Genomic DNA, 25258 nt, shown 5'->3' on the forward strand with positions numbered 1-25258 from the left:
CTCCCCGAACCAGGCACCCGGCAGCCACCAACGGCCACCGGGCACCCAAACACGTCCACACCTACCCTGACCTGCTGCTATTTACGCGTCAGAGGCTGTTTTCGTAGGACGAACGGCACAGGGCACCAGGCTTGTCCGGCCTTCTCTGAGACGCCCAGAATCTCCGTCATGAATCACTCGGGAAAAGTCGATCAGGACGACATCATGCGGGCGCGGAATGTACTGCTCGCGTCGGGACGCCGCACTCCACGCGAGGAAGTCGACGCCTACCGGGTGCTCGCCCAGGTCAGTCCCGCCTCCTACCTGCCCCGCCTGGTCAAGGCCCTGCAGCGCCTGAGTTACGACTCCGGCTCCGGCCAACGGCATGCGGCCTGTCTCGCGTTGAGCGAGGAGGCGGTGGCCGCGGCGCGGGCCATCGATGCGGCCGAACTTACCCGTGCGGATCTTCTGTACGGGGCACTCGACACGTGCCAGAGAGAGCTGTACAGCCTGGGCCGACGCGCCGAAGGGCTCGCCATGCGCGCCGAGATGCTCTCCATCGGCCGTGCGCAGGCCGAACTGTCCGGAGGCCCCGCGGTCAAGGGGCTGCGTGGCTGGGCTGCCGGTCTCTCCGAGGAAGGCCGGTATGCCGAGGCTGCTGATGCCCTGACCGAGTGGATCGCGGCGATCCTGCCCGACGGGCCCGGCGGTGGGAGTCTCGCCTGGTCACTCCTGGAGTGGATCGCCGCTCTCGATGACGCTGGCCGGTCCGGCGAAGCACTCGCCGCGTTCGAGACACTCGTCAGCATGGAAGCGGTCGAGGCCGCGAACGACCGCGGCCCGATGGCCTGCCACCTCTACTCGCTGATCGGGTACGCGCAGATGCTCCACACCTGTGGCCGAGGCCAACAGGCGGCCGTCGTAAGGCAGGAGGCGCTCGCCTTGCTAACGGAGCTGGCCGCCACCGGTGAGCGCAGGTCCTGGAGCAGCTATCAGGCGTCCTACTGGGCGGTTCTGCTGTCCTGCTCCGGCGCCGACGGCTGGCGGGCCGCGTCCGCCTTTGGGGGCGACGCCCATGCAGTGGTCCCCCGATGCCAAGCGTCGCTACTTCGACAGCCGCATCACTCTGCGCGAAGAGGTGGACGCCCTTGCTCCGCGAGCCGCCGAAGATCCGGACCGACACCTGGCCGAACTGGTCCGGCTGCACCGGGTACTCACCGTCCGCTCCGCTGTCTACTGGGAGCACCGCACGCATCTGTTCGCGGAGCAAGTGCGCTCCCTGTTCGATGACGGGGTGGTCCTTGCCCGCCGGCTGTACCAGCACCACCCGGCATGGGGAGCCCCAGTACTGGCCCAGATCCTGACAGACCGATCGACGTTTCACACCGCCGTCGGCGAGTTCGGGTCCGCCCTCGATGACTTCCGCCAAGCCCTGAGCTACCTGGGGGAGGCTGGCTAACGCGAGTCAGCCGATGTCCGCATCAGGACTCGTGCGCACGGACAGTTCACGCCAGGCTAAGGAGGACCGCCGGTTCCTATTCCGCAACGTTCAATAGCCGGGGCTACCAATAAAACGGGAGCGGTGCGGCGGCCAGGACCTGAAGGGCGTCGAGGCTGAGGCGGGCGGGTGCGCCGGGTCTTCGGGCTGGGCGACGGTGCCGGAGACGCGCAGGAGGTCGCCGGTATCTCGGTCAGCAGTGCGTCCGTGATGCGGGGTCCGCCGTGGTGCAGGCGAACACGGTGTCGGGGACGTCCGGTTCAGCGTCGTCCGCGCTGGCGGGAGAGACGATCAGTTCGAACGCGGCAATGCCCCAGCCGGTGCCGGGGGTGGGGATGGCGTCGACGTAGCCGTCGACGGCGAGGTGCGTCGGGTTCATCAGTTGGCCTCCGCCAGGGTCTCGGTGGAGCGAGGGGCGCGGGTGGTGCGGGCGTGTGCTGGGCGAGGAGCAAGAGCTCGCGGTTGCGCTGCTGCTGGGCGGGGTTGAGTCGCGTGGGCTTCGGTCCGTGCCGGTGCCAGTTTGGGTGAGCGGGGGGCTCGGGGTAGGCGAGGGCGTGGTCGGGGTCGTGCCGCGGGGTCTGCCCGCCCGGCGGCCGTTGATGGACGGCGTCGTGGCGTGTGAGGCGGCCGCCAGGACCGCGCGGCCGGAGTGCTTGCCGTCGTACAGGGCTGCGTCAGCCGCCCTCTGGAGCCGCGTCAGGTCACGTTGGCCGATCACGTCCGGTGTTGCGGCGCCGACCGACGCGGCGACGTCGATCGTGCGGCCGTCGTCCAGGGTGACCGGCGTGTGCAGCATCCGGACCAGCTGCTCCAGGCGCTGCTCGCGTCGGTCGGCAGCCATCCAGGACCACGGCGAACTCTTCTCTGAACTAGAGCCCGCCTCCTTACTGAAGAGAGCCCGCTCGGCCGGGCGGAAAGTCCGGCGCCCTGAGGGGACTGCTTGGGTACGGTCACCGCGGAGGTGAACGCGTGTCCTGGCCGTCTGTGATCATTCTTTCCCCCTCGGAGCGACGCCCGTGGCTTGAAGGGCGCATCCGTTCCTTTGAACTCGTGCCGGATGCTGCGACGGGCGACGAAAGGCTCTGCTGGCACGGGTACTCGTATTGCATAGACCTCTCGGGCGGGATTCTCGCGGACTACGAGCCAGAAGAGCTTGAGGAGGTGACGACCCGGATCGGCGTACCGTACGGGGTCTATGTGTCGTGCGAGTCCATGGACGCGGCCCGGGCTTTCCTTGGTCAGGTTCTGCCTGGCTTCGACGGCCTTGTCGACACCAACCACTTCGAGATCCTGTCGGCCAGCGAGTTCCTCACGCTGATGAAGCGTTACCCACGATGGGACTGGCGCCGCCAACCAAGCACGGATATCCAGTAGAGCGGCTTACGCCGGTTGCGTTGCCGTGCTGATCCGTGTCGCGATCCGGCCGAAACTGGGCATGCCGAGATTGATCACCTTGCGCTGGCGATCTTGTTGCGCGTCCGACTGGGTGAGCTTTTCTGCTCGCTGCTGAGGCTTACTTGGAGCCCTTCGATTTCGCCGAGCCATCCCTCCCGTTCGGCCTCGGCGATGCGAGCGATCAGGTTGTCGCGGATCTCGACCAGGCGATGTCGCTGAGCCGGGTCTGGGCGGAGCATGGAGCATCGGATGTCCCGTTGACCGAACTAACCAGGATGCCTCCGAGGCACTGCTCCGCGGCCGGGTGCTGGACCGGCTCGGGCGGTAGGGGCGGCCAGGGGGCGGCGGTCGGGGCATCCGCCGGTCAGCCGAGTTCCAGGCTGGTGATGCCGAACAGTCCGGTGTGGTCGACGTCCGGCGTCGGACCCGTGTACATGCGGGCTGTCTCGAACGACGGGGTGAGACCCAGCTGTTCGGCGAGTCGCACCGCCGCCGGATTGATGTCGGGTACGTCGACGGCGATCTCCGTCTCCGGTGCAGTGGCGGAGAGCGCACTCACCAGGGCGGCGGCCACCTCGGGCGACGTGGCGTGCAGCGGGCCGATGCGTGACGACGTACGGCACGGGCGCAGCACGGCGAAGCCCTGCACCTCCCCGTCGGCCACGGCGGCGAGAGCGGTGCGCAGGGGGGCGGCGACCCACAGGGCGAGAAAACTGTCGCGCTCGGCGGGGAAGAAGCGGCGGTCGAAGGCGGCCAGCCGGTCGAAGGGGAGCGACCGGGCGTCGACGAGGGAGACACCGGGCGGTGCGGTGATGTCCGTCGGCGGCAGCCCCTCCCAGCGCATGTTCGTCCACGCCGGACGGAACCCGGATTTACGGTAGTTGGACTGCTGGGCGACGACGCCGTCGAGTCCGACGTTGCGCCCGGCGAGCCGGTCCATTCCGGCGCGCCAGACCTGGATCCCGTAACCCCGGCCGCGCAGCTCCGGGCGGGTGAGATAGAAGCCCAGGAAGCCGAAGCCGGAGCCGTAACGGATGACGGAGACGGAGGAGACGGGTTCGCCGTCGAGTCTGCCGATCAGGAAGCCGCGCGGGTCGGTGGCGAAGAAGGCGTGGCTGTCGGTGCGGCCCGGGTTCCAGCCCTCGGCGTGGGCCCACTCGCCCAGCATGTCGATGTCGGCGGCGCTTGCGGTGGTGATCTCGAATGTCGGCACGGGGCAACCTGTACCCAGTGCGTGATCGGTTCAACGTGCTTCCCGAACTCACCACCCGGTCCAGATCAGGTGGTTGACGAGCAGGGCGACGACCGCCTGCGCCGTCAGCCAGCCGCGGCGGGTGGACGGGGGGAGCAGTGCGGCGGCGGGCAGCAGCCAGAGGACGAACGGCTGCCAGATGCGTTCCGTCTCGGCCTTGCTCATCCCGGACAGATCCGCGACGAGGAGGGTGAGGAGCGCGGCCAGGGCGAGGAGGCTCAGTTGCTGCGGTGCGGAGGTGGCGCCGGTGCGGACGGCGCGGACGGCGGACGGGGCACCGGCCGCGGCCCGGCGGAGACCGGCGACGGTGGCGAGACCGGCGGCGATCGTGGTGGCCGCGAGGTTCCCCCAGACCCAGTAGGCGTACGGACGGATCCCACCCGCTCCCTGGTAGTAGCGCTCGACCAGCAGCCGGTACCCCTCCCACCAGTTGAAGCCCGCCAGGGTGAACGCGACCGGCACGACGAGCGCCCCGAGCAGGAGAAGCGGAAGGGGGCGCGCGGTGCGGGCGAGGAGCAGGACGGCGAGGAGCAGGAGCGCGATGAGCGTCAGGCCGTACGAGAGATAGCAGGTCAGGCCGTAGAGGAGGCCGGAGGCGAGGGCGGCTGCGGCGGCGCGGCCCGGCCGGGTCCGGCGGGTTGCGGCCAGGGCGAGGAGGGCGACCGACCACGCGGCGACCGCGGTGAACCAGGCGTCCGCCGAGGCGCCGGTCCAGACCGCCATCGGCGCGAGGACGAGGAACGGGGCGGCGCGGCGGGCGAGGCGCTCATCGGCGAGGGCGCGCACCGTGATCAGGGCGGCGACGACGGCGGAGCCGCCGAGCACGATGCACCAGACACCGGCCCAGCCCCCGCCGCCCAGCCCGATCCGGTCCAGCAGCACGAAGGTGAGCGTGGCGCCCGGCGGATGACCGGCGACATGGGCGGGCCAGTTGCCCGGGGGGCCGATCAGGATGTGCGTGTTGAATCCGCGCAGCGCTGCGCCGATATCGCCGAAATGGCTGATGACCTGCAGGTATTCATGCTTCGTGGTGAGCCGTTCGGCGATGCCCCGCCCCCAGCCGTCGATCATCGCCAGGGAGAAGATCCAGCCGAGGGAGGCACCCCACGCGGTCGCGAGCAGACCCCGCCAGGGCAGCCGGTCGGCGAGGACCGGCCCGTACGCGACGACGGCCGCCGCGACGACCACGGCGGCCGGGGTGCCGGGGCCGGTGTGCGGGTACCAGGACGCCAGCAGGGGCGGCCAGTGGACGAAGAGGCTGCCGTCGGCGTCCTGGATCGCCCGGCCGATCAGCACGGCGGCGGTGACCAGCAGGACACCGGTGGCGGCGGCGATCAGGTCGAGGCGTCGGCCCATGGCGCGGTGGTTACGGCCGGCGGTGCGCTGCTCGCGTTTCACGTGCTCCTCGGTCTTCACACAGGCACGCTATGCAGGGCGGGGCGATGACGGGCGGTGCCACCGGGGCGCGTCATCGAACTGTCAGATCTTGGCCCGGTTGGCGGTCATCGGGAGTGACGTCGGAGTTTCGTCAGGAGTCGTACGCGCTGCGGCCCGAGACCTCGGGCTTAGCGTCGGGAGATGGGCGACAGACGTCACAACAGAGCGTTCCGGTTCCCGTTCCGCTTCGGTGGGACGGGCCGTGCCGGGCCATCGGATGACGGACCGTCCGCGGGGCGGGTCCCGGCCGTTCTCGAACGGCTCCGGACCACGGATCGGCTGCCCTCCTCCCCCGGGTTCTGGCGCAGCCCCGTGCGCAGCGTCCGGTTCACGGCGGTGCTCGGGCTCGTCCTCCTCGTCGGGCTGACGCTGGTGTTCGTGACGGGGCTGCTGTCGTACGCCGCGTACAACCCGGATCTTGCGCCGGTCAACGACAAGACGCCGGGCAAGGGACTGCTGGGGTTCTACCTGTTCGCCTGGCCGACCGGACCGCACTGGCTGTACCGGCTGACACAGGGGCTGCACGTCACGGGCGGCATCGTGCTCGTACCGGTACTGCTGGCGAAGCTGTGGTCGGTGATTCCGAAGCTTTTCGCGCTGCCGCCGGCCCGGTCGGTGGGGCGCGCCCTGGAACGGGTGTCGTTGCTGCTGCTCGTCGGCGGGGCGCTGTTCGAGTTCATCACCGGGCTGCTCAACATCCAGGTGTTCTACGTGTTCCCGGGGTCGTTCTACACGCTCCACTTCTACGGGGCGTGGGTGTTCTTCGCCGGGTTCGTCGCCCATGTCGGCCTGAAGCTTCCGCGGGCCGTACGGGTGCTGCGCAGCGGTGAACTGCGGGGTGAGACCGATGAGCTGGCATCCCCCGCCCCCGATACACCGACCATCTCCCGGCGCGGCGCCTTCGCCATGGTGGGCGCCGGGTCGCTCCTCCTGCTGGTCACCTCGGTGGGCCGGAGCTCCGACGTGCTGCGCAGCACCGCACTCCTCACCCCGCGCGGGGTCGCCGACCCCGGGACGGGGCCCAACGGCTTCCAGATCAACAAGACGGCCGCGTCCGTCCGGATCACCCCGGCCGACACGGGTGAACGGTGGCGGCTGACCGTCAGCGGACCCGCCGGGGATCTCGCGTTCACCCGGGAACAGCTCCTGGCCATGGACCAGTACAGCGCCGCGTTGCCGATCGCGTGCGTGGAGGGCTGGTCGACCGCGGACCAGTGGTGGCGCGGGGTGCGGCTGCGGGATCTGGCGGCGCTCGCCGGGTATCCGGACCGGCCGCCGGGGGTATTCGTGGAGTCCGTGCAGCGCAGCGGGCCGTTCGGGAAGGCCGCGCTCCGCGACAACCAGGTGCGCGACCCGCGCTCGCTGCTGGCACTGGCGGTCAACGGCGAGACGCTGTCGCTGGACCACGGGTACCCGGCGCGGATCATCGTCCCGGCCGCGCCCGGCGTGCTCAACACCAAATGGGTGACCCGGCTGACGTTCGGAGAGCTGTGATGCGGAAGACGATCGGTCCGCGGTCCGCGGCGGTCTTCAGGCGCTGGTACGGGGAAGGGCCGCTGCATCTCCTGCTTCTGGCGGCCACCTTCGCCCTCGCGGGCTACGCGGGTGTGCGGCTGCTGGAGGGGGACACGTTCGGTGTCGCGGTGTGGTTCGTCGGCTCCGCGCTGGTGCACGACCTCGTGCTGCTGCCGGTGTACGCGACGGCGGACCGGGCCGTACGCGCGGTGCTGGGACCGCGCTCCCTGGTCAACTTCGTCCGCGTGCCCGCCTTTCTCTCCGGGCTGCTCCTGCTGATGTGGTTCCCGCTGATCAGCAGGCGCGCGACCCATTACAAGCCGGCGAGCGGGCTCTCTCCCGATGTGTTCCTCGGGAACTGGCTGCTGATCACGGCGGCGTTGTTCGCGGTGTCGGCGTGCTGGCTGGGCGTCCGGACCCTCTGGCTGCGGCGCAGGGCGATGAAGGGGCGGCCGTCCGACACCCACTGATCGACGGCCCGCCAGGCGTTCGGCTGCGCGTACCGGAGCAGGGCCGGGGTGCCGAGCCGGGCCCAGGGGAAGAGCGCGCCCCCGGTGGCGGCCCGCTTCTCCTCGCCGGTCCCTTCCGGTGCGAGGCGACCGTCGTACAGCCGGACCTGGACCCGTTCGTCGATGTCCACCGGCGACGTCTCCGCGATGAGGAGCCCGCCGGGGGCGAGGAGGTCCGCGGTGCGCAGCAGGAGACCGTGCGGGTCGCCGCCGATGCCGATGTTGCCGTCGATCAGCAGCACGGTGCCCCAACGGCCCTCACCGGGAAGCGGGTCGAAGACGGAACGGTGCAGCGCCGAGCCGCCGATCCGGAGCGTGCGGGCGACAGCGGCGGCGCTGACGTCGATGCCGAGTGCGCGGTGGCCGCGGGAGGCCAGTTCCGCGACGAGGCGGCCGGGACCGCACCCGATGTCGAGGACCGGCCCTTCGCAGCGGCGCAGCGCCGACAGGTCGGCGGCGTCGGCCTCCGCACACCAGCGCTCGATGTCCAGGGGCAGCAGCCAGCCGTCCGTACGGCGGAGGAAGAGCGGACCGTGGCCGTTGCGCAGTGCGTCGGCGTAGGGGTCGGTGGACCACGGGGCGAGGTCCTCTCTTTCGGAACCTGCCGTGCTCGTGGCGCCGCGGTCCGGAACCGTACCGCTCATCGGGCCGCCGCCGCGGTCAGCCGGGCCAGCGCCGCGGCGAACTCCCCGTGCGGTGCGGCGGCGGCGACGTGCGCGGCGTCCGCCGCTGTGTCCACGTCCCGCAGCCGCGGCAGATCGCGCACGGTCAGTCCGGCGTCGACGAGACGCCGCCGCTGGACCGCACCGGTCTGCGGGACGGACATGGGCACGCCGCGCACCAGGTCCGGGTCGGGGGCGGCCAGGCCGAGTGCCCAGAAGCCGCCGTCGTCGGCGGGGCCGAACCAGGCGTCGCAGTCGTCCCAGGCGTCCGGGGAGAGCGCGGGCGCCAGCTGGGCGGCGGAGATCTGCGGGGTGTCCATGCCGATGAGCAGGGCCGGACCGGTACAGCCGGCGAACGCCGCCGCGAGCCGCTCGTCGAGTCCGCCGGAGCTCTGCGCCACCACGTCGACGCCCGCCGGCAGCCAGGGCCCCGGCCGCCCGTCCAGCACGAGTACGTGCCGCCGGGCGGGCAGCGAGAGCATCGTGCGCAGCGTGTCCCGGAGCGCCGCCTCGGCGAGCTGTGCGGCCTCGGCGGGCGTGAACGGCGGGGTGAGCCGGGTTTTGACCAGTCCCGGCAGCGGTTCCTTGGCGATGACGAGGAGGGCGGTCGGGCCGGGCACGCTCATCGGGACGCCTCCTGTCGGGCCGTCCCCGCGCTCGTCCGTTCCGGCGGCCTGTGCAGGACCGCGCGCATGTCCCGTACCGCATGCCAGGTCCCTCGCCAGGTGCCGGTCACCTTGGACCTGCCCGTACGCGGCAGGTACGGGACATCGGTCTCGGCGACCCGCAGCCCGGCGTCCGACGCACGCACCACCATCTCCAGCGGGTAGCCGCTGCGCCGGTCGGTGAGCTCCAGTGCCAGCAGGTCCGCCCGGCGCCCCGCGCGCATCGGGCCGAGGTCGTGCAGGCGCAGTCCCGTCCGGCGGCGCACCATCCGGGCCAGCGCCAGATTCCCGGTGCGGGCGTGCAGCGGCCACGCACCACGGCCCTCGGGGCGGCGGCGCCCCAGCAGCAGATCGGTCTCGCCGTCGGCGATCCGGCGTACGAAGCCGGGCAGCAGACCCGGGTCGAGGGAACCGTCGCAGTCGCAGAAGCAGACGAACGCCGCCTCGGCGGCGAGCAGTCCGGCTTGGCACGCGGCGCCGAAGCCGCGTCGCGGCTCATGCACGACGGTCGCCCCGAGCGAGCGGGCGAGCTCCGCCGATCCGTCGGTGGAGCCGTTGTCGACGACGACGGCGCGCCAGCCGTCCGGGATACGGCCCAGCACCCGGGGCAGCGCGGCGGCCTCGTCCAGACAGGGGAGGATCACGTCGGCGTGGGGGGAGCGGGCGGGGTAGGAGTCGGTCACCTCGCTCACACTACGGAGCCAAAACCGGCATTTCGGGCTTCAGGTTCTTACGGAAGACGGACGTCGACCCTTCGGCGGACCGCCGACTGCCCGACCCGGGGGCCGGGATGCCGAGGTGACCGTATGGAGAACATCCCGGACACCCCGGGTCCCGGACCCGCCCCCGGCGGACCGCGCGGCCATGTCCTCGTCGTCGACGACGATCCGGCGGTCGCCGAGGTGGTCGTCGGCTGTCCGGACCGGGCGGGCCGTCCGGAGCCGGAGCGGCCGTCGGTCAACCGGTAGCGACCGCCCCCCTCAACGCCGCCCCGGCGAACTCCTCCATCCCCTCCGCGAACCCCACCTCCGGGCGCCAGCCCAGTTCCTCCCTCAGCCGTCGCGAGTCCGCCGTCACATGGCGTACGTCTCCGAGCCGGTACCCGCCGGTGATCTCCGGTGCCGGACCGCCGTGCGTGGACGCCAGGGCCGTCGCCATCTCGCCGATCGTGTGCGGATCCCCGCTCCCCGTGTTGTACGCGGCGAAACTTCCCGCCCCGCGTTCCCCCACGGCCTCCAGTGCCACCGCGTTCGCGGCCGCCACATCCCGTACATGGACGAAGTCCCGCCGCTGACCGCCGTCCTCGAAGACCTGCGGCGCCTCGCTCCGCTCCAGCGAGGAGCGGAAGAAGGAGGCGACCCCCGCGTACGGGGTGTCGCGCGGCATCCCCGGCCCGTACACGTTGTGGTAGCGCAGGGCCACCGCCCGGCCGCCCGTCGCCCGCGCCCACGCGGCGGCCAGATGTTCCTGGGCGAGCTTCGTCGCCGCGTACACATTGCGCGGGTCGGTGGGCGCGTCCTCGCCCACCAGCCCCGGCGCCAGCTCCGCCCCGCAGTCCGGGCAGCGCGGCTCGAACCGGCCCGCCGCCAGATCGTCCACGGCCCGCGGCCCGGGCCGGACCCGCCCGTGCCGGGGGCAGTCGTACCGCCCCTCGCCGTAGACGACCATCGACCCGGCGAGCACCAGATTCCGCACACCGGCCGCGGCCATCTCCGCCAGCAGGACGGCGGTCCCGAGGTCGTTGCAGCCGACGTACTCGGGGGCGTCCGCGAAGTCCTTGCCCAGACCGACCATCGCGGCCTGATGGCAGACCGCGTCGACGCCCCGCAGCGCATCGGCCACCGCCGCCCGGTCCCGGACATCGGCAACGATCAGCCTGTCCCGGCCGCCTCCGGCGCCCACGCCGTGCGCCGACTCCAGCAGCGCGTCGAACACCACCACCTCGTGCCTCCGCGCCGCCAGCGCCCCGGCGATGTGTCCCCCGATGAAACCGGCTCCGCCGGTGAGCAGTACACGCATGTCCGTCACGCTAAGGGCTGTCCCGCATCAGGCCCTGCGCCGTGCGGGCACGTCACGGAATCGTCAGGCCGAACGGGCGGCGGCGGGTCGGGACATGACGGTGGCGCAGTCCGGGCCCTCGGCGTCCAGGACCGGCACCGGGGTCCGGAATGCGGGGCAGCGTTGTGCAACCGGAGTACGCGGCGGCGGAACCGAGTGGCCGTCAGACGAGCAGGAACGTGGCCGCCGTCCCCGCACCCAGCGCCGAGCCCGCCACCGTCTGGGCGACGCTGTGGTACCCGAGCGCCACCCGTGACCAGCACACGGTGACCGTCATCGCATACGCGAGCAGCCACCACGGCGAGTGGACCGCGGCCAGCAGCGCGACGACCGCCGAGGCGACCGACGCGTCCACCGAGATCTTCCAGACGGTGCAGTCGGGTCTGGGCCCGCCACAGTTTCGCCCGGCGCCGCCCCTTGCTGAGGGCGGGGACGGAAGCGCCGACCGCGAAGAACGTGAACAGCACGACCTGCGCGGCCTCGGTGACCTCGTCGAACTCCAGCGCGAAGGCGGCACTCGGCTGGTCGACGACGCTGACCCACAGGAACAGGGTGCGGCTGACCGTGTAGGCGACCCCGATGAACATCGCGAACGTCATCATCGCGAGCCCCACCCGCAGATGGCGCAGCCCGGCACCGGCAGTGGCCAGCGCCCACTGGTAGGCGCAGACCGCGGATGCGGCGCCGAGGTAGAGGTAGAACACGCTCATGTACAGCGTGGCGCCCCACTGGCCCGCATGGTCGGCGACGAAGCGGTCCGACGGCACGGAACGGTCGACGACGGTGAAGAAGAGCACCGTCAGCAGGATCAGCGTGGCGACGGACGCCTTGGCCGCCACCTGCTGGACCGCCCGGGCGAACCGGACGTGCCGCGGGACGTCACCGGCGTCGGGGTACTGGCCGTAGATGGCGACGATGTAGCTGAGGATCGCCAGGATCGCGAGCGTCGCCGTGTAGTGCTTGATCAGAACCGAGAGGTCGGTGACCGGGCTGTCGTTGAGCCCGATCCGCACCACCTGGGTCTTGGTCCACAGGGCGGCGGCGAATCCGGCGTAGCAGCCCCACAGGGCGCGGCGACGCTTGTCCTCCTCGTCGCCCCACAGGGCGGCCGGCATGCGCCACACGGCGACAGCCGTCATCAGGACGGCTATGAGATAGCCGGCGAGGTCGAGCGGGGGCACGGCGGGATTCCTCCGGGTGGGGGAAGGGGACGGGGTCACGTACGGCGGAACAGCCCGCGGCGGCGGTGCGCGACCGGGCGCGACAGCGAATTGGCGAGGCGTCCCACCATGTCGTCGCTGGTCACGTCCCTGGCCATGCGGGGGATGAGTGAGGCGCCGAACTCGGCGATCCGCTCGTCGTGCGTGTCGTACTGGGCGCGGGCCTGGACGGTGGAGTCGCCCGCGCGCAGCGCGTCGGCGACGCCGGAGTCCACGACCCGGGAGATCAGGGACGTGTCGAAGACGGGCAGCAGCCGCTGGAGCTGGTCCGCGTCGAGCGAGGTGCCGTGGTCGAACCACTCGTGGCACAGCTCGTGCAGGATGACGTGCTGGGTCTGGTACGCGGTCGGGCGCCGCCGGTAGAGCACGAAGCTGGTCGAGCCGGAGGCGAGCCGCAGACCGCAGGCGGCATTGACGCGCGCCAGCCGGTCGGGCATTTCGTGCAGCACGATGGTGCGGCCGCGGGCCGCCTCCATGTTGGCCACCAGGCCGGCGACCGAGAACGGTGCGGGGATGGGGAGGTCGGCCAGTCCGGCCTCGCACTCCTTCCGCAGCTTGCGCAGGGACATGGCGGCCTACTGCGCCGATGGGCCGTCGGCGGCGGAACCGCTGCCCTCGCCGTCGGCGGGGGTGCCGGGCCGGTTCTTCGCGTCCTCCAGGAGCGAGAGCGCGAACTGCAGCAGTTCCGGCGGCAGACCGTCGTCGGCCAGGCCGCGTCCGGCGAGCCCGCTGATCCCCCCGGTACGCCGCTTCGCGAGGAACCGCAGCCCGGCGACGACGTCGTCGACGACCTCGGACTCCTCCTTGAAGAAGCGCCAGTCGACGCCGAAGCCCAGTCCGAGGGCCTTGAGGATGTCCTCGGACGGCTGGGTGACCTTCCCGGCGAGGATGTTGGAAAAGTAGCTGTGCGACAGCGAGCCGCCGCGTTCCCTGACCAGGTCCGCGAAGACCCGCCCCGAGATCTTCTGGCCGGGGAAGGTCTCCTCCACCATGTATTCGACCTTCTGCTGCAGCGTCCGCAGCTCCGGCGCGCGCTCTTCGCCGTTGTCCATCGGGGCCCCCACGCTCACGTCCGCCGGCACGCGCGCCCCTGAGACGCTGCGCCTGCCTGGATCCGGTCAACGGGCTCGAACTGTAACCAACCCGGATGAGGGGTCCGCAGCGTGGGGAGGCGGGCGAGACATGGCGGAACATCCTGCTCCGCTGTCAGGATTGGGCTTGCGTAAACACTCTACGTCACTGTTAACTCGAAAAAACATGGGCAAGGGGCCACGAGGGGAGTCCCTTGCCCGTGAAGTCGTGGTCCGCCCGCGTGTCCGCGGGCCCGGCGGCCCGTTCGGGTCCCGCAACGAGTCGTAGCCCTTCACGACGGGGGATGCGTGAAGGGCTACTCGTACATTATGACCGTTGATCACGCCGCCATCAACTGACCGGCTGATCAGTGTGTCCACCGCGCACGCCCGAGTCGCACTCACGTTCGGGTGCGGCGGGTGATCTCCCCTGTCCGGTCCGGGAAATCTGTCGCGGCTACCATAGAGATGATGGCTCGCACCATGAGAGTTTCTTTTTCGGTCAACGACGTCAGAGGAACCTCCAGTCGCTTCTCGCCGCGGGCCCGGAAGAGGTGCAAATGCCCTCAGGAACCCCTCCGCATGCCACCGACCGGCTCGATGACGACGACTACCCCGCCTACACCATGGGCCGAGCTGCGGAGATGATCGGCGCCACGCCCGGCTTCCTCCGGGCGATCGGCGAAGCGCGCCTGATCACGCCCCTGCGGTCCGAGGGCGGCCACCGCCGCTACTCCCGCTACCAGTTGCGCATTGCCGCCCGGGCCCGCGAACTCGTCGACGGCGGCACGCCGATCGAGGCCGCCTGTCGCATCGTCATCCTGGAGGACCAGCTCGAAGAGGCCCTGCGCCTCAATGCGGAGCTGCGCCGGCCGGTGGCGGGTTCGGGGTCCTGAGGCCGGGTCCCGACGCCGGGGCTCCCTGCCGGGGCGCATATCTGTTGTCGCAAGCACAGAATTTTATGCAATGCGAGATGAGGGTTTATGGCGTGCCGGGCGGAGTGTAATTACGTGCCGCGCGCGGTCGCTTGCATCGTGCTACGGTTAAGCCCAGTTGCAGTTGTGGTTCCCAAAACTCCAAGTGCTCTTGTCACCACAATTGGCTGATGGGTGTGCTTTTGTATTTCCGGCATCATTATTCCGGACGGGGTAATCATTGCGGCGACGCGGGACCAGCACAGTGCGGGTCCCCGGGCACTGCCCCAGAAGGAGATAAAACATGGCTACTGGCACCGTCAAGTGGTTCAACGCGGAAAAGGGCTTCGGCTTCATCGAGCAGGACGGTGGCGGCGCTGACGTCTTCGCCCACTACTCGAACATCGCCTCGAGTGGCTTCCGTGAGCTGCAGGAGGGCCAGAAGGTGAACTTCGACGTCACGCAGGGCCAGAAGGGCCCGCAGGCGGAGAACATCACCCCCGCGTGATCCTGCAGATGCTCCGGCGCCTGACGCGCTGAGACGCACTTGCGCAGCTGGGGCCCGCACCTTCGGGTGCGGGCCCCAGCTCGTTGCTTTTTCCGGGCCCGCACCCGTGCGCCGGCCCCCAGCTCGTTGCTTGTCCGGGCCCGCACCCATGTGTCGGCCCCCAGCTCGTTGCTTGTCCGGGCCCGCACCCATGTGCCGGCCCCGTCCCTGTGACGGACACGGTTCACCATCCACCGTGTCGGATACGGCTCACTTTTCGCAGCCGGGCTTCGTCCACGCATTTCATCGGCCCGTTCTTGCGATTCCTGTGCCGCTTCACTGCCGCGCGGAATTCCTCGATACGCGCCATATCGAGGAAGGGTTCTCCTTGAACCGCTCAACGCGCACGAACGACCGCTACTCCGGCAACCGCGGCGGAGCCCCGAGCCGTTCCGGTTCCGGCTACCGTTCCGGTTCCGGTTCCGGATATCGCTCCGGTTCCGGTGGCTACGGCCGCCGGCCCGCCGCCAAGCAGGGCGAGTTCGCCCTGCCGAAGACCATTACTCCGGCGCTGCCCGCCGTCGAGGCCTTCGCCGACCTGGACCTGCCCGCGCCCCTGCTGGCGGCGCTCGCCGCCGAGGGCGTGACCGAGCCGTTCCCGATCCAGGCCGCCACCCTGCCGAACTCGCTCGCCGGGCGCGACGTGCTCGGCCGCGGCCGCACCGGCTCCGGCAAGACCCTCGCCTTCGGCCTCGCCCTGCTGGCCCGTACCGCAGGACGGCGCGCCGAGGCCCGGCACCCGCTTGCCCTGGTCCTCGTCCCGACCCGGGAGCTGGCCCAGCAGGTCACCGACGCGCTCACCCCGTACGCCAAGTCGCTGAGGCTGCGCCTCGCGACCGTCGTCGGCGGCATGTCGATCGGCCGGCAGGCCAGCGCGCTGCGCGGCGGCGCCGAAGTCGTCGTCGCCACGCCGGGCCGGCTCAAGGACCTCATCGAGCGCGGCGACTGCCGGCTGGACCAGGTCTCCATCACCGTCCTCGACGAGGCCGACCAGATGGCCGACATGGGGTTCATGCCGCAGGTCACCGAGCTGCTCGACCAGGTGCAGCCGGAGGGGCAGCGGATGCTGTTCTCGGCCACCCTGGACCGCAACGTCGACCTGCTGGTCCGCCGCTATCTGCATGACCCGGTGGTCCACTCCGTCGACCCGGCGGCCGGTGCGGTGACGACGATGGAACACCACGTGCTGTACGTCCACGGCGCGGACAAGTACGCCACCACGACGGAGATCGCGGCCCGCGACGGCCGGGTGATCATGTTCCTGGACACCAAGCACGCCGTGGACAAGCTCACCGACCACCTCCTGAACAGCGGCGTGCGGGCCGCCGCCCTGCACGGCGGCAAGTCGCAGCCGCAGCGCACCCGCACCCTCAGCCGGTTCAAGACCGGACATGTCACGGTGCTGGTCGCCACGAACGTGGCGGCGCGCGGCATCCACGTCGACAACCTCGACCTCGTCGTCAACGTCGACCCGCCGAGCGACCACAAGGACTACCTGCACCGCGGCGGCCGCACCGCCCGCGCCGGTGAGTCCGGCTCCGTCGTCACGCTGGTGCTGCCGGGCCAGCGCCGCGAGATGACGCGTCTGATGGCCGACGCCGGCATCATCCCGAAGATCGCCCAGGTCCGCTCCGGCGAGGCCGAGCTGAGCCGGATCACCGGCGCACAGGCGCCCTCGGGTGTGCCCGTCACCATCACGGCGCCGGCGACGGAGCGTCCCAGGAGCGGCGGCTCGTCGTCCCGCGGCCGCCGCAACCGCCGCCCGGCACCGGCGCGCCGCACCGCCTGACCGGAGCCGGTCGGTCTTGGACCGACCGGCAATTGGGGGGGCGGCGTCACGGGGCCGGGGCACGCATCTCGCGGCGTTGTCGTCCATCACCATGGCTCCGCCATGGCTCAATCCTCCGCCTTGCGATGCACGCACCCCAGCCCCGCTCCTTCCCCCACCCCTCAATTGCCGGTCGGTCTTACCCGCAACGCTCGTTCGACGATCCGCGTGCCGCCGGGCCCGTCGTGCATCGGCGGATCGCGCCGACCGTCCGTACGCGTATCCGCCGAGCAGCCACGGCAGCCCTGCCGTGGCTGCTCGGCGGTGCGGGTGGCGGGGCTGCGGGCGACGGCACACCCGTTGGCGTACACGGGAAGAGTGATTGCGTGTCACTGCCAGAGCGCCTCGGCGACTGCGACCCCGGCGAACACCGCGCCCAGCGCCGCCACCACGCTCGCCACGACATTGGCCGCCGCGTAGAACTTCGCCCCGTCCTCGGCCAGCCGCAGCGTCTCGTAACCGAACGTCGAATACGTCGTCAGCGCCCCGCACAGCCCCGTACCGACGAACAGCTGCACCTGCGACGAGGCGGCACCGGCCGCCACCGCGCCGGTCAGCAGCCCCAGCAGCAGGGATCCCGCCACGTTCACCGCGAACGTCCCCCACGGGAAGACCGTGTCGTGCCGGACCTGGACCGCACGGTCGGCCAGATAGCGGAGCGGGGCGCCGATCGCGGCGCCGACGATCACCAGCAGCCAGGTCACCGGCTCTCCTCCCGGCCGCGGCGGCGGACGATCTCGCACGCGTCCAGGACGACGACGCCGTCCCCGGTCAGTTCGTCGATGAGCGGCAGGAACGCGCGGATCCGGTCCTCGGTGTCCACGATCACGACCGCCACCGGCAGCTCCTCGCTCAGCGACAGCAGCCGCTGGGTGTGGATCCGCGACGAGGCGCCGAACCCCTCGATGCCACGGAACGCACTCGCACCCGCCAGCCCGGCACGGTGCGCCCGGTGCACGATCTCCGCATAGACGGGGCGGTGGTGCCAGACGTCGGACTCCCCGACCAGGACCGTCAGGCGCAGCCCCCGCTCGGCCGCCCCGGCCGGCTCCGTCTCCCTCGTCATGGCTGCCTCCACGCCAGCACGCGGCGGGTCACCCACACCGCACTCCACACCGCGGCGAGCGCCGCCAGCAGCGTCAGCCCGAGATACGCGATGCCGGTACGGGCCCGGCCGCCGTCCACCAGCCGTTCGATGTCCGCGGCGTACGTGGAGAACGTGGTGAACCCGCCCAGCACCCCCGTACCGAAGAACGGGCGCACCAGCCGGTGCGCCGCCCATACATCGCTGATCAGGACCATGAACACGCCGATCACCGCGCACCCGAGGACATTCACGACCAGCGTCGTCCAGGGGAAGCCGCCCGGCGGGGTGCCCCAGATCAGCGACGCCCCGTAACGGGCGGTCGCTCCGGCGGCGCCGCCGAGGGCGATGACTCCGAGGACGGGCCACTGCCCGCCCGGCTGCCGGCTGCGCTGCCCGGGTACGGGCGCGACACGCCCCGTGCCGTCGGGACCATCCGTCACGGGTGTCGCTCGGGGCTGCTGGGCTCCCATGGGCGCATGTCTCCTACCTGCTGGGTGCCCGGACACGAGCACGTTCCACCGCAAGTAGGGACCGTTGGCGGCACTGCTGCCGCGGTTCGGGTACGGCGGGCCCCACCGCCGCGCAGCAACCGTCACCAGTCCCTGCTCGCACCAGACTATCGCCCGGCCGAACGCTCCGCCCGTCGCAGGTCAGCAGCTGCCGGGCCGCGCATACAGCGTGACCTGGCCGTCCTGCACTCGGCGGCATACGAGGAAGGCCGTCCACAGCACGTCCCGCTTGACCGCCTCCTCCGACAGCGCGTCCTGCGGCTGCCCCGGCGGATCGCTGAGCGCCACGACCCGGTCGAAGCCGCGCAGGCGAGCCCGGATCCGGTCGGCCGCCCGCGCCTGATCCGCCCGACACCCGCTAAGCCTTCAACAGGGCGAGAACTTCCTCGTCGGGCGTCTGGGAGAAGTCCCGGTACCACTCGCCGACGGCCGAGAAGAGGGCCGGCGTGGAGAGACAGACCACCTCGTCCACCTGCATACGCAGCCAGGCGATCGTGTCCGCGGGCGCCACCGGAACCGCCAGCACCACCCGGGCCGCGCCCTGCGCCCGTACGACCTCGCAGGCGGCCGAGGCCGTGGCGCCGGTCGCCACCCCGTCGTCGATCACGATCGCGGTACGGCCGGCCAGCTCCAACCGCGGCCGGTTGCCCCGGAACTGCCGTGCCTGCCGGGTGAGTTCCGCCTGCTCGGCGCGCTCCACGGACGCGATGTCCCCGCGGCTGATCCCTCCGCGGCGTACGACGTCTTCATTGATCACCCGCACCCCGCCCTCCCCGATGGCACCGAACGCCAGCTCACGGTGGTACGGAACACCGAGCTTGCGGACCACGATCACATCGAGAGGTGCGCCGAGCGCCGTCGCCACCGCCGCGGCGACCGGGACCCCGCCACGGGGCAGCCCCAGAACGACGGGTTTCTCCCCCTCTTCCTCCCCCTGCAGATGCCGGAGCGCTTCAGCGAGCTGCCTGCCCGCATCCGTGCGATCGGTGAACAACACGGTGGTTCACCTCCGACCCAGGGGAGACAGAGGCACGTACGCACCTACTTCGAAGCAACCCCATTTGCGGCGCCTGCGCAAGTCGGCGACGGTCGATCCATGGAACGGATCGGAGCGGTACTGATCGACATCGACGGCGTGCTCACCGTCGACTGGGAACCGCTGCCCGGCGCGGTGGCCGCCCTGGAGCGGCTGCGGGCCGCCGGACTCCCGTTTGCCCTGGTCACCAACACCACCTCGCGCACCCGTGCCCGGATCGCCGCGAAGCTGGCCGCGGTGGGCTTCCCCGTCGGCGAGGACGACATCCTCACCGCGCCCGCCGTCACCGCCGCGTACCTGCGCGCCCACTGCCCGGGTGCCCGGTGCGCGCTGCTCAACAGCGGCGACGTCAGCGAGGACCTGACGGGCGTGACCCTCGTCGACGTGGGGGAGAGCGCCCCCGCGGACGTGGTCGTCCTGGGAGGAGCGGGCGACGCATTCGACTACGCGTCGCTCAACGCCGCGTTCCGCCACCTCCAGCACGGCGCCCGGCTGATCGCCATGCACCGCAACCTGTACTGGCGTACGGCGGAAGGTCTCGCCCTCGACACCGGGGCCTTCCTTCCGGGGCTGGAACGGGCTGCCCGGACCGAGGCGGAAATCACCGGCAAACCCGCCGAGGCGTTCTACGCCACCGCCCTGGCCCACCTCGGCGCCACCGCGTCCGCCACGCTGATGGTGGGCGACGACATCGAGACCGACGTACTCGCGGCCCAGCGGTGCGGCATCACGGGCGTCCTCGTCAGAACAGGCAAATACCTGCCCGAGACACACCGCTCCGCCACCGGCACCCCGGACCACGTCCTCGACTCCTTCGCCGACCTCCCGGCCCTCCTGGACCGATGAGCCCGTGGCAGCCCCTACGGCCTCCCGCCACCGTCCGAGGGATGTGCCCGCCGCGCCGCGCCTCTCCACCCGCCTCCGCCGCCCGCGAGTCATACCCTCAGAACGCCCGTTTCCCGGTCCTCGTGCACCACACACACCGGTGGAGTCCGCATGTCATCAGCCGTCACCGGAAACCGACGCCGGAACCGGAGGCATCGGCGCGTCTTCACTCTCCTCGGCCTCGTGCTGGTCGCTACTGTCGCCGCGTTCGGCATGGACTGGGTGATGCCGTCGAAAGACCCGGACGAGCTCGACCCGCGCATCTCCTCGATCATGGGCAAGCCCGACTACCCGCACGCCCAGTGGGGTCTGTTCGAGCAGAACCCGGAGACCGGCAAGGTGGTGCAGTCGCGCTACGCGGACCAGTTCTTCATCCCCGGTTCCGTGGCCAAACTGTTCGGCGTCAGCGGCGCCTGGCACACCCTCGGCAGCGATCACCGTTTCGTCACGCCGGTCCATGCCGTCGGAGAGCGCCGGGGCGCGACCCTCACCGGGAATCTGGACCTCGTCGCACAGGGCGACCTGACCCTCGGCGGCCGTACGCGTGCGGACGGCACCGTCGCCTTCACCACCATCGACCACACCTACGCCGACGACATCCCCGGAGCATCCCTCACTCCGCAGAACCCGCTGGCCGGCATCGACCAACTGGCCCGGCAGGTACGCGCCTCGGGGATCACCAAGGTGGACGGCGACGTGGTCGTGGACGCCCGGCTGTTCCGTCCCGACCCGGAACTCGACCCGGCTCCGACGCCGCTGATCATCAACGACAACCTCATCGACCTGCTCAGCACCCCCGGCGACGCACCGGGCGCGCCCGCCAAGCTGGACTGGCGCCCGAAGGTGGCGCCGTACCGCGTCACGTCCTCCGTCCGAACCGTCGAGGCGGGCAAGCCCGCCGACATCACGGTGACGCCCTCCGCCGACGGCACCCGCATCCAGCTCTCCGGCACCATCGCCGCCGATTCCGCCCCGGTCCTGCGGGTGTCGGACATCCGGGACCCGAACGCCTTCGGCCGCACCGCCTTGATCGAGGCACTGAAGCGGGCCGGGGTCGAGGTCACCGCGGCCGCGGTCGGAACCAATCCGGCCGGCAAGCTGCCCGACTCCTACCGGGGCGCGCCCGAGGTGGCCCGGTTCACGTCCCCGCCGTTCGAGCAGTACGCCCGCCTCATCTTCAAGGTGAGCCACAACCTCGGGGCGAACCTCGGTATCTGCCTGATGGCCGTCAGTACGGGAAGTCATCAGTGCCCGGACGGATTCCCCGCACTGGCGAAGTTCCTGGACGAGGCGAAGGTGGACCGCAAGGCGGTGCAGCTGGCCGACGGCCGCGGCGGCAACCCGGCCGACCGCACCACGCCCCGCGCCGTCGCCCGGATCCTGACGTACTGGCAGGGCACCCCCGATGCGGACCGCTTCCGGGAGGCCCTGCCGACCCTGGGCGTCGACGGCAGCCTCGCGGGCACCTGCCGAGACTGCCCCGCCCGAGGCAAGGTCTCCGCCAAGACAGGCACCGTCGCCGGCGGCGACCTTCTCAACGACCGGCTGGCGGTGGGCGCGGAGACGACGGCCGGGTATCTGGAGACGAGCCAGGGGCGCTACGACGTGTTCTTCATCGGGGTGAACGGCGCCTCGGTGCCCGACATCAACGGCGTGCTGACCATCGGGAACGATGTGGCCGACATCGCCGCGATCCTTCAGGAGAACGCGAGCGGCAGTTCCTGAGCCACGCACGCCGCCACGCCCCCGACCGCGACGACCTGGACGACATGGCGGGCAACGCAGGGTGCGCCTGGCCGCCCGGATCAGGCACTCAACCGATGTTGAGTTCGTCATCGGCTACGAGTTCACGGCCGCGCTCAGTGAGCGGGCGATCTGTGCGCTGCGAAGCTCGGAGATACCGGGTGGAGGTGTGTCTCCGCGCGAGGACGCCGGCCTCCCCGCCCGGGTGGCCGGGACGCGTCGGGTTGTCGGGCGTACCGGGTCGGTGAGTGGCCTCCGGGCCGAGGACGCTCCTCGACCGGCCACGGGCCACGGAGATGCCGGCTGGCCCTTCGTGTGCACCGACTGGTGGACACGAAGGGCCAGCCGGTCGAGGCTGCCGGGAGCACCGTCCCCCGGACCAGCATCCGAGGTATGAGAAATCACCCAGTACGTATGGCCGGTTGGAGCGCCCGACACCCGTGGAGCGCCATCACCGGTTGGTTCCTGTTCGTCATTCTGTGCCTCGGCGCGGGCATCGCGACCGGGAGCAACGCGGCGACCACCGAGGATTTCCTGGTCGGCTATCGGGCCGTTCCGAAATCCTGCGTCCAGTAGTGGCCGGGCTGCGCGAGTCCGATGCCGATTTCCTTGAACGTGCAGTCGAGGATGTTGCGCTTGTGGCCCGGGCTGGTCATCCAGGCCTCCATCACCGACCCGGGTGTGGAGTAGCCGTAGGCGACGTTCTCGCCGTAGGCACTCCAGTGGTAACCGGCTCGCGTGATCCGGTCGCCGGGCGACGATCCGTCGGAGCCCGTGTGGGACATGTTGCGGTGGTCGGCCATGTCCTTACTGTGGTCCTGCGCGGCCTTGGTCAGCTTGGCATTGACGGCGAGCGGAGAGCATCCGGCCTTGCCGCGCTCGCTGTTGACGAGCGCCAGCACGCGGGCCGTGTCCGCAGACGCGGGGGTGGCGGTCGGGGCGGGTGCCGCCGGTGCGCTCGCAGACGCCGCAGGGCTCGTGGGCGCACTCGCAGTCGGCTTCTGCCCCCAGGGACCAGCCGTCCCGTGGTGCGCGGAGCTCGGGGTCTTCCAGTGGTGCGCGGAGCTCACGGTCGTCCAGTGGGCGGAGGGCCGGCTGCCCGCGTCCTCCGGAGAGCCCAGACAGGCCATGGCCGCAGAGGGGATACCCACGGCTCCCGCTGCGACGACAGCGATGGCTATCGGCCGGTGGTACGTCTTCCTGCGGTGCTTCCTCATGCGTGACCTCGCTCGGTAATCGCGGAGCGCCCCCGGTAGGGCAGGGCTCAGCGCAGTTCCTGGGCTTGAGCTGTGGAGATGCTGTGCGGCCGTCATTCTTGGAACTGCCGCGAGGCGGGGCAACACGCCCTATTACTATCGAGCTTCGTAGTGACGGCCGGCCCTTGCCACGGTCGCCCGGCCGTGCTTGTCCGGCGCCTGGGGCCGCGAGAAGTCCTGTTGCGCCGTCAGGGTTCCCTGCATGCCGGATGAGCGGGCGCGACCACCCGCCCGTTCGGATTTCGGTCCACCCCGTGCGGGGCATGTGACGTCAAGTCGGACAAATCTCATTAAGTCGCCGTCGTGATATCTACTATTCGGTGACCGCATTGCCGAACATCGATGTGGGAGATGTCACCGGCGAATGAATGCGCCATCTCTTTGTTTTTCACGCTGCGCAACTTGCGGTTCATGAGTGCGCACGGAATGGAATGGCGCCCGAAAGGCGATAAAGAAGATCATCTGGGTCGGGCGGGCAAAAGGATCACCCGGCTGTGGTGGGGCGTAAGCATTCAGTAGGTCGGTGGCGGTAGCTATTCACCGGGGTGCGGTCGGCTCGCTGGTCCGGTCGAGTGATCGCTAGGATGGGGTCGTGGTCGATCCTGTTGAGCCCGGCGAGGGCCTTGTCGAAGAACTGGCGCGGTTGCGTTCCCAGTTGTCGGCGAAGGATGAGCGGATCGACTCGTTGCTGGTCCAGATCGCGGAGCTGACCACGCAGGTCCAGGCGCTGGTCTTGCGTCTGTCGAAGGACTCCTCGACGTCTTCCAAGCCGCCGTCCTCGGACGATCCGGGTAAGCGTCCCCGGGGCGGTTCCTCGCGGACGCGCTCGGGGCGCAGGCCGGGCAAGCAGCCCGGCGAGCCGGGTGCCACGCTGCGGCAGGTCGATGATCCCGACGAGCGGATCACGATTCCCGCCCCGGCCAGCTGCGCGGGATGTGCGACCTCGCTGATCGAGGTGCCGGTCGCCTCGGTACGCCGACGTCAGGTCTTCGATCTGGCCGAGCCGCCTCCGGCGCAGGTCACCGAGTACGCCGCCGACGTCAAGTGCTGCCCCGGCTGCGGGGCCAAGGCCCTGGGCGCCTTCCCCGCCGGGGTGGAGTCCACGACCCAGTACGGGCCGGATATCACCACGAAGGTCGCTGACGCGGTACTGGGCCATCACATCCCGGTGCACCGCTCCACGCTGCTGGTGATGGAACTGTGCGGAATGCGCGTCTCCACCGGCTTCGCCGCTTCCCTGCGCGGGCGGGCCGCCCGGCTGCTGGAAGCAGACTTCCTGCCTGCGGTGCGGGCCCTGCTGGCCACAGCGCCGGTGGTGCATGCCGATGAGACCTTCGCCCGCGCCGCCAGCCAGACGACGTTCTTGCACGTGGCCTCCACCGCCCACCTGACCTTGATGCACACCGGCGATCGCTCGGCGGCCACCATCGACGCCGGGGACGTGCTGCCGCACCTGACCGGCGTGCTGGTCCGTGACGGCTACGCCGGCTACACCCACCTCGAGCAAGTCCTGCACGCCTGGTGCGGTGCGCACCTGCTGCGAGACCTGCGGGGCATCCACGAAGCCGATACCGAGGGGCAGTTGTGGGCCCGTGCGATGGCCGACACCCTGCTGGAGGCCAACCGCATCGCCGCAGCCGCCCGCCAGGCGGGACGCGAGGAACTCAACGCCCAGGAGTTGCGCACCATCCGACGCCTCTACGCCGGGGCGCTGGCCCGCTCCCGCCAGGACAACCGGGAGAAGAGCACCGAGCTGGCCCGTCATGCCCGCACCCTGGCCCGACGCTTCGAGGAACACCGCGAGGTCATCCTTCGCTTCACCACCGACCTCACCGTCCCCTTCAGCAACAATCAAGCCGAGCGCGACATCAGGCCCGTCAAGGTCCAGCAACGGACCTCCGGCGGCTGCTGGCGCACCCTGCAAGGACTCGCCGACTTCGCGATCGTGCAGTCCTACCTGTCCACCGCGACCAAGTGGGGCATCAGCCGCTACGACGCTCTCAAGCGCCTCTTCACCACCGGGGCGTGGATCCCGCACGCCCTCACCCCCGACGCGACAGCAGCCTGACCACATCGCTCAACCCCGCTGAATAGCTACCGGTGGCGGGCTTCGCGTCTGATGATGTGACAGGTAGTGGGTGGGTGCGGCAGGATCTGTGGTCATGTCGTCCGGGTTGGAGTCTGCGTCGAGCG

Annotated in this window: 27 protein-coding genes and 1 pseudogene; 11 read left to right on the forward strand and 17 right to left on the reverse strand. The window is 70.8% G+C overall.

The window, feature by feature from the left end; genetic code table 11:
- Nucleotides 1–168 precede the first annotated feature (168 nt).
- Nucleotides 169–1269, forward strand: a complete 1101-nt coding sequence (locus ACWD6R_RS34220) for a hypothetical protein (RefSeq protein ID WP_451822286.1) — start codon at nt 169–171, stop codon at nt 1267–1269.
- Nucleotides 1270–1670: 401 nt separating this feature from the next.
- Here the strand turns inward: ACWD6R_RS34220 and ACWD6R_RS34225 are convergent, their stop codons facing one another.
- Nucleotides 1671–2318, reverse strand: coding sequence for a hypothetical protein (locus ACWD6R_RS34225; protein WP_451822287.1), 648 nt, complete (start codon nt 2316–2318; stop codon nt 1671–1673).
- Nucleotides 2319–2446: 128 nt separating this feature from the next.
- Here ACWD6R_RS34225 and ACWD6R_RS34230 point away from each other — a divergent pair, with 128 nt between their 5' ends.
- Nucleotides 2447–2851: a hypothetical protein gene (locus tag ACWD6R_RS34230; RefSeq protein WP_451822288.1), complete on the forward strand. Its 405-nt coding sequence runs from the start codon at nt 2447–2449 to the stop codon at nt 2849–2851.
- Between the two features lie 74 nt (nt 2852–2925).
- On the opposite strand, the gene ACWD6R_RS34235 is transcribed toward ACWD6R_RS34230, so the two are convergent.
- From ACWD6R_RS34235 to ACWD6R_RS34245, 3 genes are all read right to left on the reverse strand, one after another.
- Nucleotides 2926–3111, reverse strand: a complete 186-nt coding sequence (locus ACWD6R_RS34235; protein ID WP_451822289.1) for a hypothetical protein — start codon at nt 3109–3111, stop codon at nt 2926–2928.
- Between the two features lie 125 nt (nt 3112–3236).
- Nucleotides 3237–4085 (reverse strand): GNAT family N-acetyltransferase, encoded by an 849-nt coding sequence (locus tag ACWD6R_RS34240; protein WP_451822290.1) that lies wholly within the window; start codon nt 4083–4085, stop codon nt 3237–3239.
- 48 nt (nt 4086–4133) lie between these two features.
- Nucleotides 4134–5480: a hypothetical protein gene (locus ACWD6R_RS34245; RefSeq protein ID WP_451822310.1), complete on the reverse strand. Its 1347-nt coding sequence runs from the start codon at nt 5478–5480 to the stop codon at nt 4134–4136.
- A 222-nt stretch (nt 5481–5702) separates the two neighbouring features.
- On the opposite strand from ACWD6R_RS34245, the gene ACWD6R_RS34250 reads away from it, so the two are divergent.
- Nucleotides 5703–7055, forward strand: coding sequence for a molybdopterin-dependent oxidoreductase (locus ACWD6R_RS34250; protein WP_451822291.1), 1353 nt, complete (start codon nt 5703–5705; stop codon nt 7053–7055).
- A 334-nt stretch (nt 7056–7389) separates the two neighbouring features.
- Here ACWD6R_RS34250 and ACWD6R_RS34255 read toward each other — a convergent pair whose 3' ends face one another.
- From ACWD6R_RS34255 to ACWD6R_RS34265, 3 genes are read right to left on the reverse strand one after another with little or no spacing between them, the layout of a single operon-like run.
- Complete coding sequence (locus tag ACWD6R_RS34255) at nt 7390–8229, reverse strand: class I SAM-dependent methyltransferase (RefSeq protein WP_451822292.1); 840 nt, start codon at nt 8227–8229, stop codon at nt 7390–7392.
- Nucleotides 8226–8873 (reverse strand): TIGR04282 family arsenosugar biosynthesis glycosyltransferase, encoded by a 648-nt coding sequence (locus ACWD6R_RS34260; protein ID WP_451822293.1) that lies wholly within the window; start codon nt 8871–8873, stop codon nt 8226–8228. Before ACWD6R_RS34260 ends, ACWD6R_RS34255 begins: the two co-directional genes overlap by 4 nt.
- The gene (locus tag ACWD6R_RS34265) at nt 8870–9604 is read right to left on the reverse strand and encodes a glycosyltransferase family 2 protein (protein WP_451822294.1); all 735 of its coding nucleotides are present in this window, start codon (nt 9602–9604) and stop codon (nt 8870–8872) included. The genes ACWD6R_RS34260 and ACWD6R_RS34265 overlap by 4 nt, the downstream gene beginning before the upstream one ends.
- Nucleotides 9605–9718: 114 nt before the next feature.
- Here ACWD6R_RS34265 and ACWD6R_RS34270 point away from each other — a divergent pair, with 114 nt between their 5' ends.
- Nucleotides 9719–9880, forward strand: coding sequence for a hypothetical protein (locus tag ACWD6R_RS34270; protein ID WP_451822295.1), 162 nt, complete (start codon nt 9719–9721; stop codon nt 9878–9880).
- Here the strand turns inward: ACWD6R_RS34270 and ACWD6R_RS34275 are convergent.
- The 4 genes from ACWD6R_RS34275 to ACWD6R_RS34290 are packed head-to-tail and all read right to left on the reverse strand — an operon-like array spanning nt 9870 to nt 13242.
- Complete coding sequence (locus ACWD6R_RS34275) at nt 9870–10931, reverse strand: NAD-dependent epimerase/dehydratase family protein (RefSeq protein ID WP_451822296.1); 1062 nt, start codon at nt 10929–10931, stop codon at nt 9870–9872. The genes ACWD6R_RS34270 and ACWD6R_RS34275 overlap by 11 nt on opposite strands.
- A 5-nt stretch (nt 10932–10936) precedes the next feature.
- Nucleotides 10937–12151, reverse strand: a complete 1215-nt coding sequence (locus ACWD6R_RS34280) for a hypothetical protein (RefSeq protein WP_451822297.1) — start codon at nt 12149–12151, stop codon at nt 10937–10939.
- Nucleotides 12152–12186: 35 nt separating this feature from the next.
- Complete coding sequence (locus ACWD6R_RS34285; protein WP_451822298.1) at nt 12187–12759, reverse strand: toxin; 573 nt, start codon at nt 12757–12759, stop codon at nt 12187–12189.
- A 6-nt stretch (nt 12760–12765) separates the two neighbouring features.
- On the reverse strand, nt 12766–13242 hold the full coding sequence (locus ACWD6R_RS34290) for a hypothetical protein (RefSeq protein ID WP_451822299.1): 477 nt from the start codon (nt 13240–13242) through the stop codon (nt 12766–12768).
- A gap of 578 nt (nt 13243–13820) precedes the next feature.
- On the opposite strand from ACWD6R_RS34290, the gene ACWD6R_RS34295 reads away from it, so the two are divergent.
- From ACWD6R_RS34295 to ACWD6R_RS34305, 3 genes are all read left to right on the forward strand, one after another.
- A complete protein-coding gene (locus ACWD6R_RS34295; RefSeq protein ID WP_451822300.1) occupies nt 13821–14156 on the forward strand; it encodes a MerR family transcriptional regulator in 336 nt (111 codons plus the stop codon).
- Between the two features lie 322 nt (nt 14157–14478).
- Entirely contained in the window at nt 14479–14682 is a 204-nt protein-coding gene (locus ACWD6R_RS34300; RefSeq protein WP_073727988.1) for a cold-shock protein, read from the forward strand.
- 367 nt (nt 14683–15049) lie between these two features.
- Nucleotides 15050–16510 carry a DEAD/DEAH box helicase gene (locus ACWD6R_RS34305; protein WP_451822301.1) on the forward strand — a complete coding sequence of 487 codons (1461 nt, stop codon included), beginning with the start codon at nt 15050–15052 and terminating at the stop codon, nt 16508–16510.
- 368 nt (nt 16511–16878) lie between these two features.
- On the opposite strand, the gene crcB is transcribed toward ACWD6R_RS34305, so the two are convergent.
- The 5 genes and pseudogenes from crcB to ACWD6R_RS34330 all read right to left on the reverse strand — a co-directional run.
- Nucleotides 16879–17253, reverse strand: a complete 375-nt coding sequence (crcB, locus tag ACWD6R_RS34310; protein WP_451822302.1) for a fluoride efflux transporter CrcB — start codon at nt 17251–17253, stop codon at nt 16879–16881.
- Complete coding sequence (locus ACWD6R_RS34315) at nt 17250–17615, reverse strand: DUF190 domain-containing protein (RefSeq protein ID WP_451822303.1); 366 nt, start codon at nt 17613–17615, stop codon at nt 17250–17252. The genes crcB and ACWD6R_RS34315 overlap by 4 nt, the downstream gene beginning before the upstream one ends.
- The gene (locus ACWD6R_RS34320) at nt 17612–18106 is read right to left on the reverse strand and encodes a fluoride efflux transporter FluC (protein ID WP_451822304.1); all 495 of its coding nucleotides are present in this window, start codon (nt 18104–18106) and stop codon (nt 17612–17614) included. Before ACWD6R_RS34320 ends, ACWD6R_RS34315 begins: the two co-directional genes overlap by 4 nt.
- A gap of 180 nt (nt 18107–18286) precedes the next feature.
- A complete protein-coding gene (locus ACWD6R_RS34325; RefSeq protein WP_451822305.1) occupies nt 18287–18433 on the reverse strand; it encodes a hypothetical protein in 147 nt (48 codons plus the stop codon).
- A gap of 79 nt (nt 18434–18512) precedes the next feature.
- A pseudogene (locus tag ACWD6R_RS34330) lies at nt 18513–19142 on the reverse strand (phosphoribosyltransferase); the annotation flags it as partial.
- A 99-nt stretch (nt 19143–19241) separates the two neighbouring features.
- Here ACWD6R_RS34330 and ACWD6R_RS34335 point away from each other — a divergent pair.
- Together ACWD6R_RS34335 and dacB are read left to right on the forward strand one after the other, a co-directional pair.
- Complete coding sequence (locus ACWD6R_RS34335; RefSeq protein ID WP_451822306.1) at nt 19242–20027, forward strand: HAD-IIA family hydrolase; 786 nt, start codon at nt 19242–19244, stop codon at nt 20025–20027.
- A 150-nt stretch (nt 20028–20177) separates the two neighbouring features.
- Nucleotides 20178–21791: a D-alanyl-D-alanine carboxypeptidase/D-alanyl-D-alanine endopeptidase gene (dacB, locus tag ACWD6R_RS34340; protein ID WP_451822307.1), complete on the forward strand. Its 1614-nt coding sequence runs from the start codon at nt 20178–20180 to the stop codon at nt 21789–21791.
- Between the two features lie 560 nt (nt 21792–22351).
- Here dacB and ACWD6R_RS34345 read toward each other — a convergent pair.
- On the reverse strand, nt 22352–22711 hold the full coding sequence (locus ACWD6R_RS34345; protein WP_451822308.1) for a CAP domain-containing protein: 360 nt from the start codon (nt 22709–22711) through the stop codon (nt 22352–22354).
- 7 nt (nt 22712–22718) lie between these two features.
- On the opposite strand from ACWD6R_RS34345, the gene ACWD6R_RS34350 reads away from it, so the two are divergent.
- The gene (locus ACWD6R_RS34350; RefSeq protein ID WP_451822309.1) at nt 22719–23045 is read left to right on the forward strand and encodes a hypothetical protein; all 327 of its coding nucleotides are present in this window, start codon (nt 22719–22721) and stop codon (nt 23043–23045) included.
- A gap of 654 nt (nt 23046–23699) precedes the next feature.
- The gene (gene tnpC / locus ACWD6R_RS34355) at nt 23700–25133 is read left to right on the forward strand and encodes an IS66 family transposase (RefSeq protein ID WP_451822311.1); all 1434 of its coding nucleotides are present in this window, start codon (nt 23700–23702) and stop codon (nt 25131–25133) included.
- Nucleotides 25134–25258 lie beyond the last annotated feature (125 nt).

Source organism: Streptomyces sp. NPDC005151 (assembly GCF_053599875.1).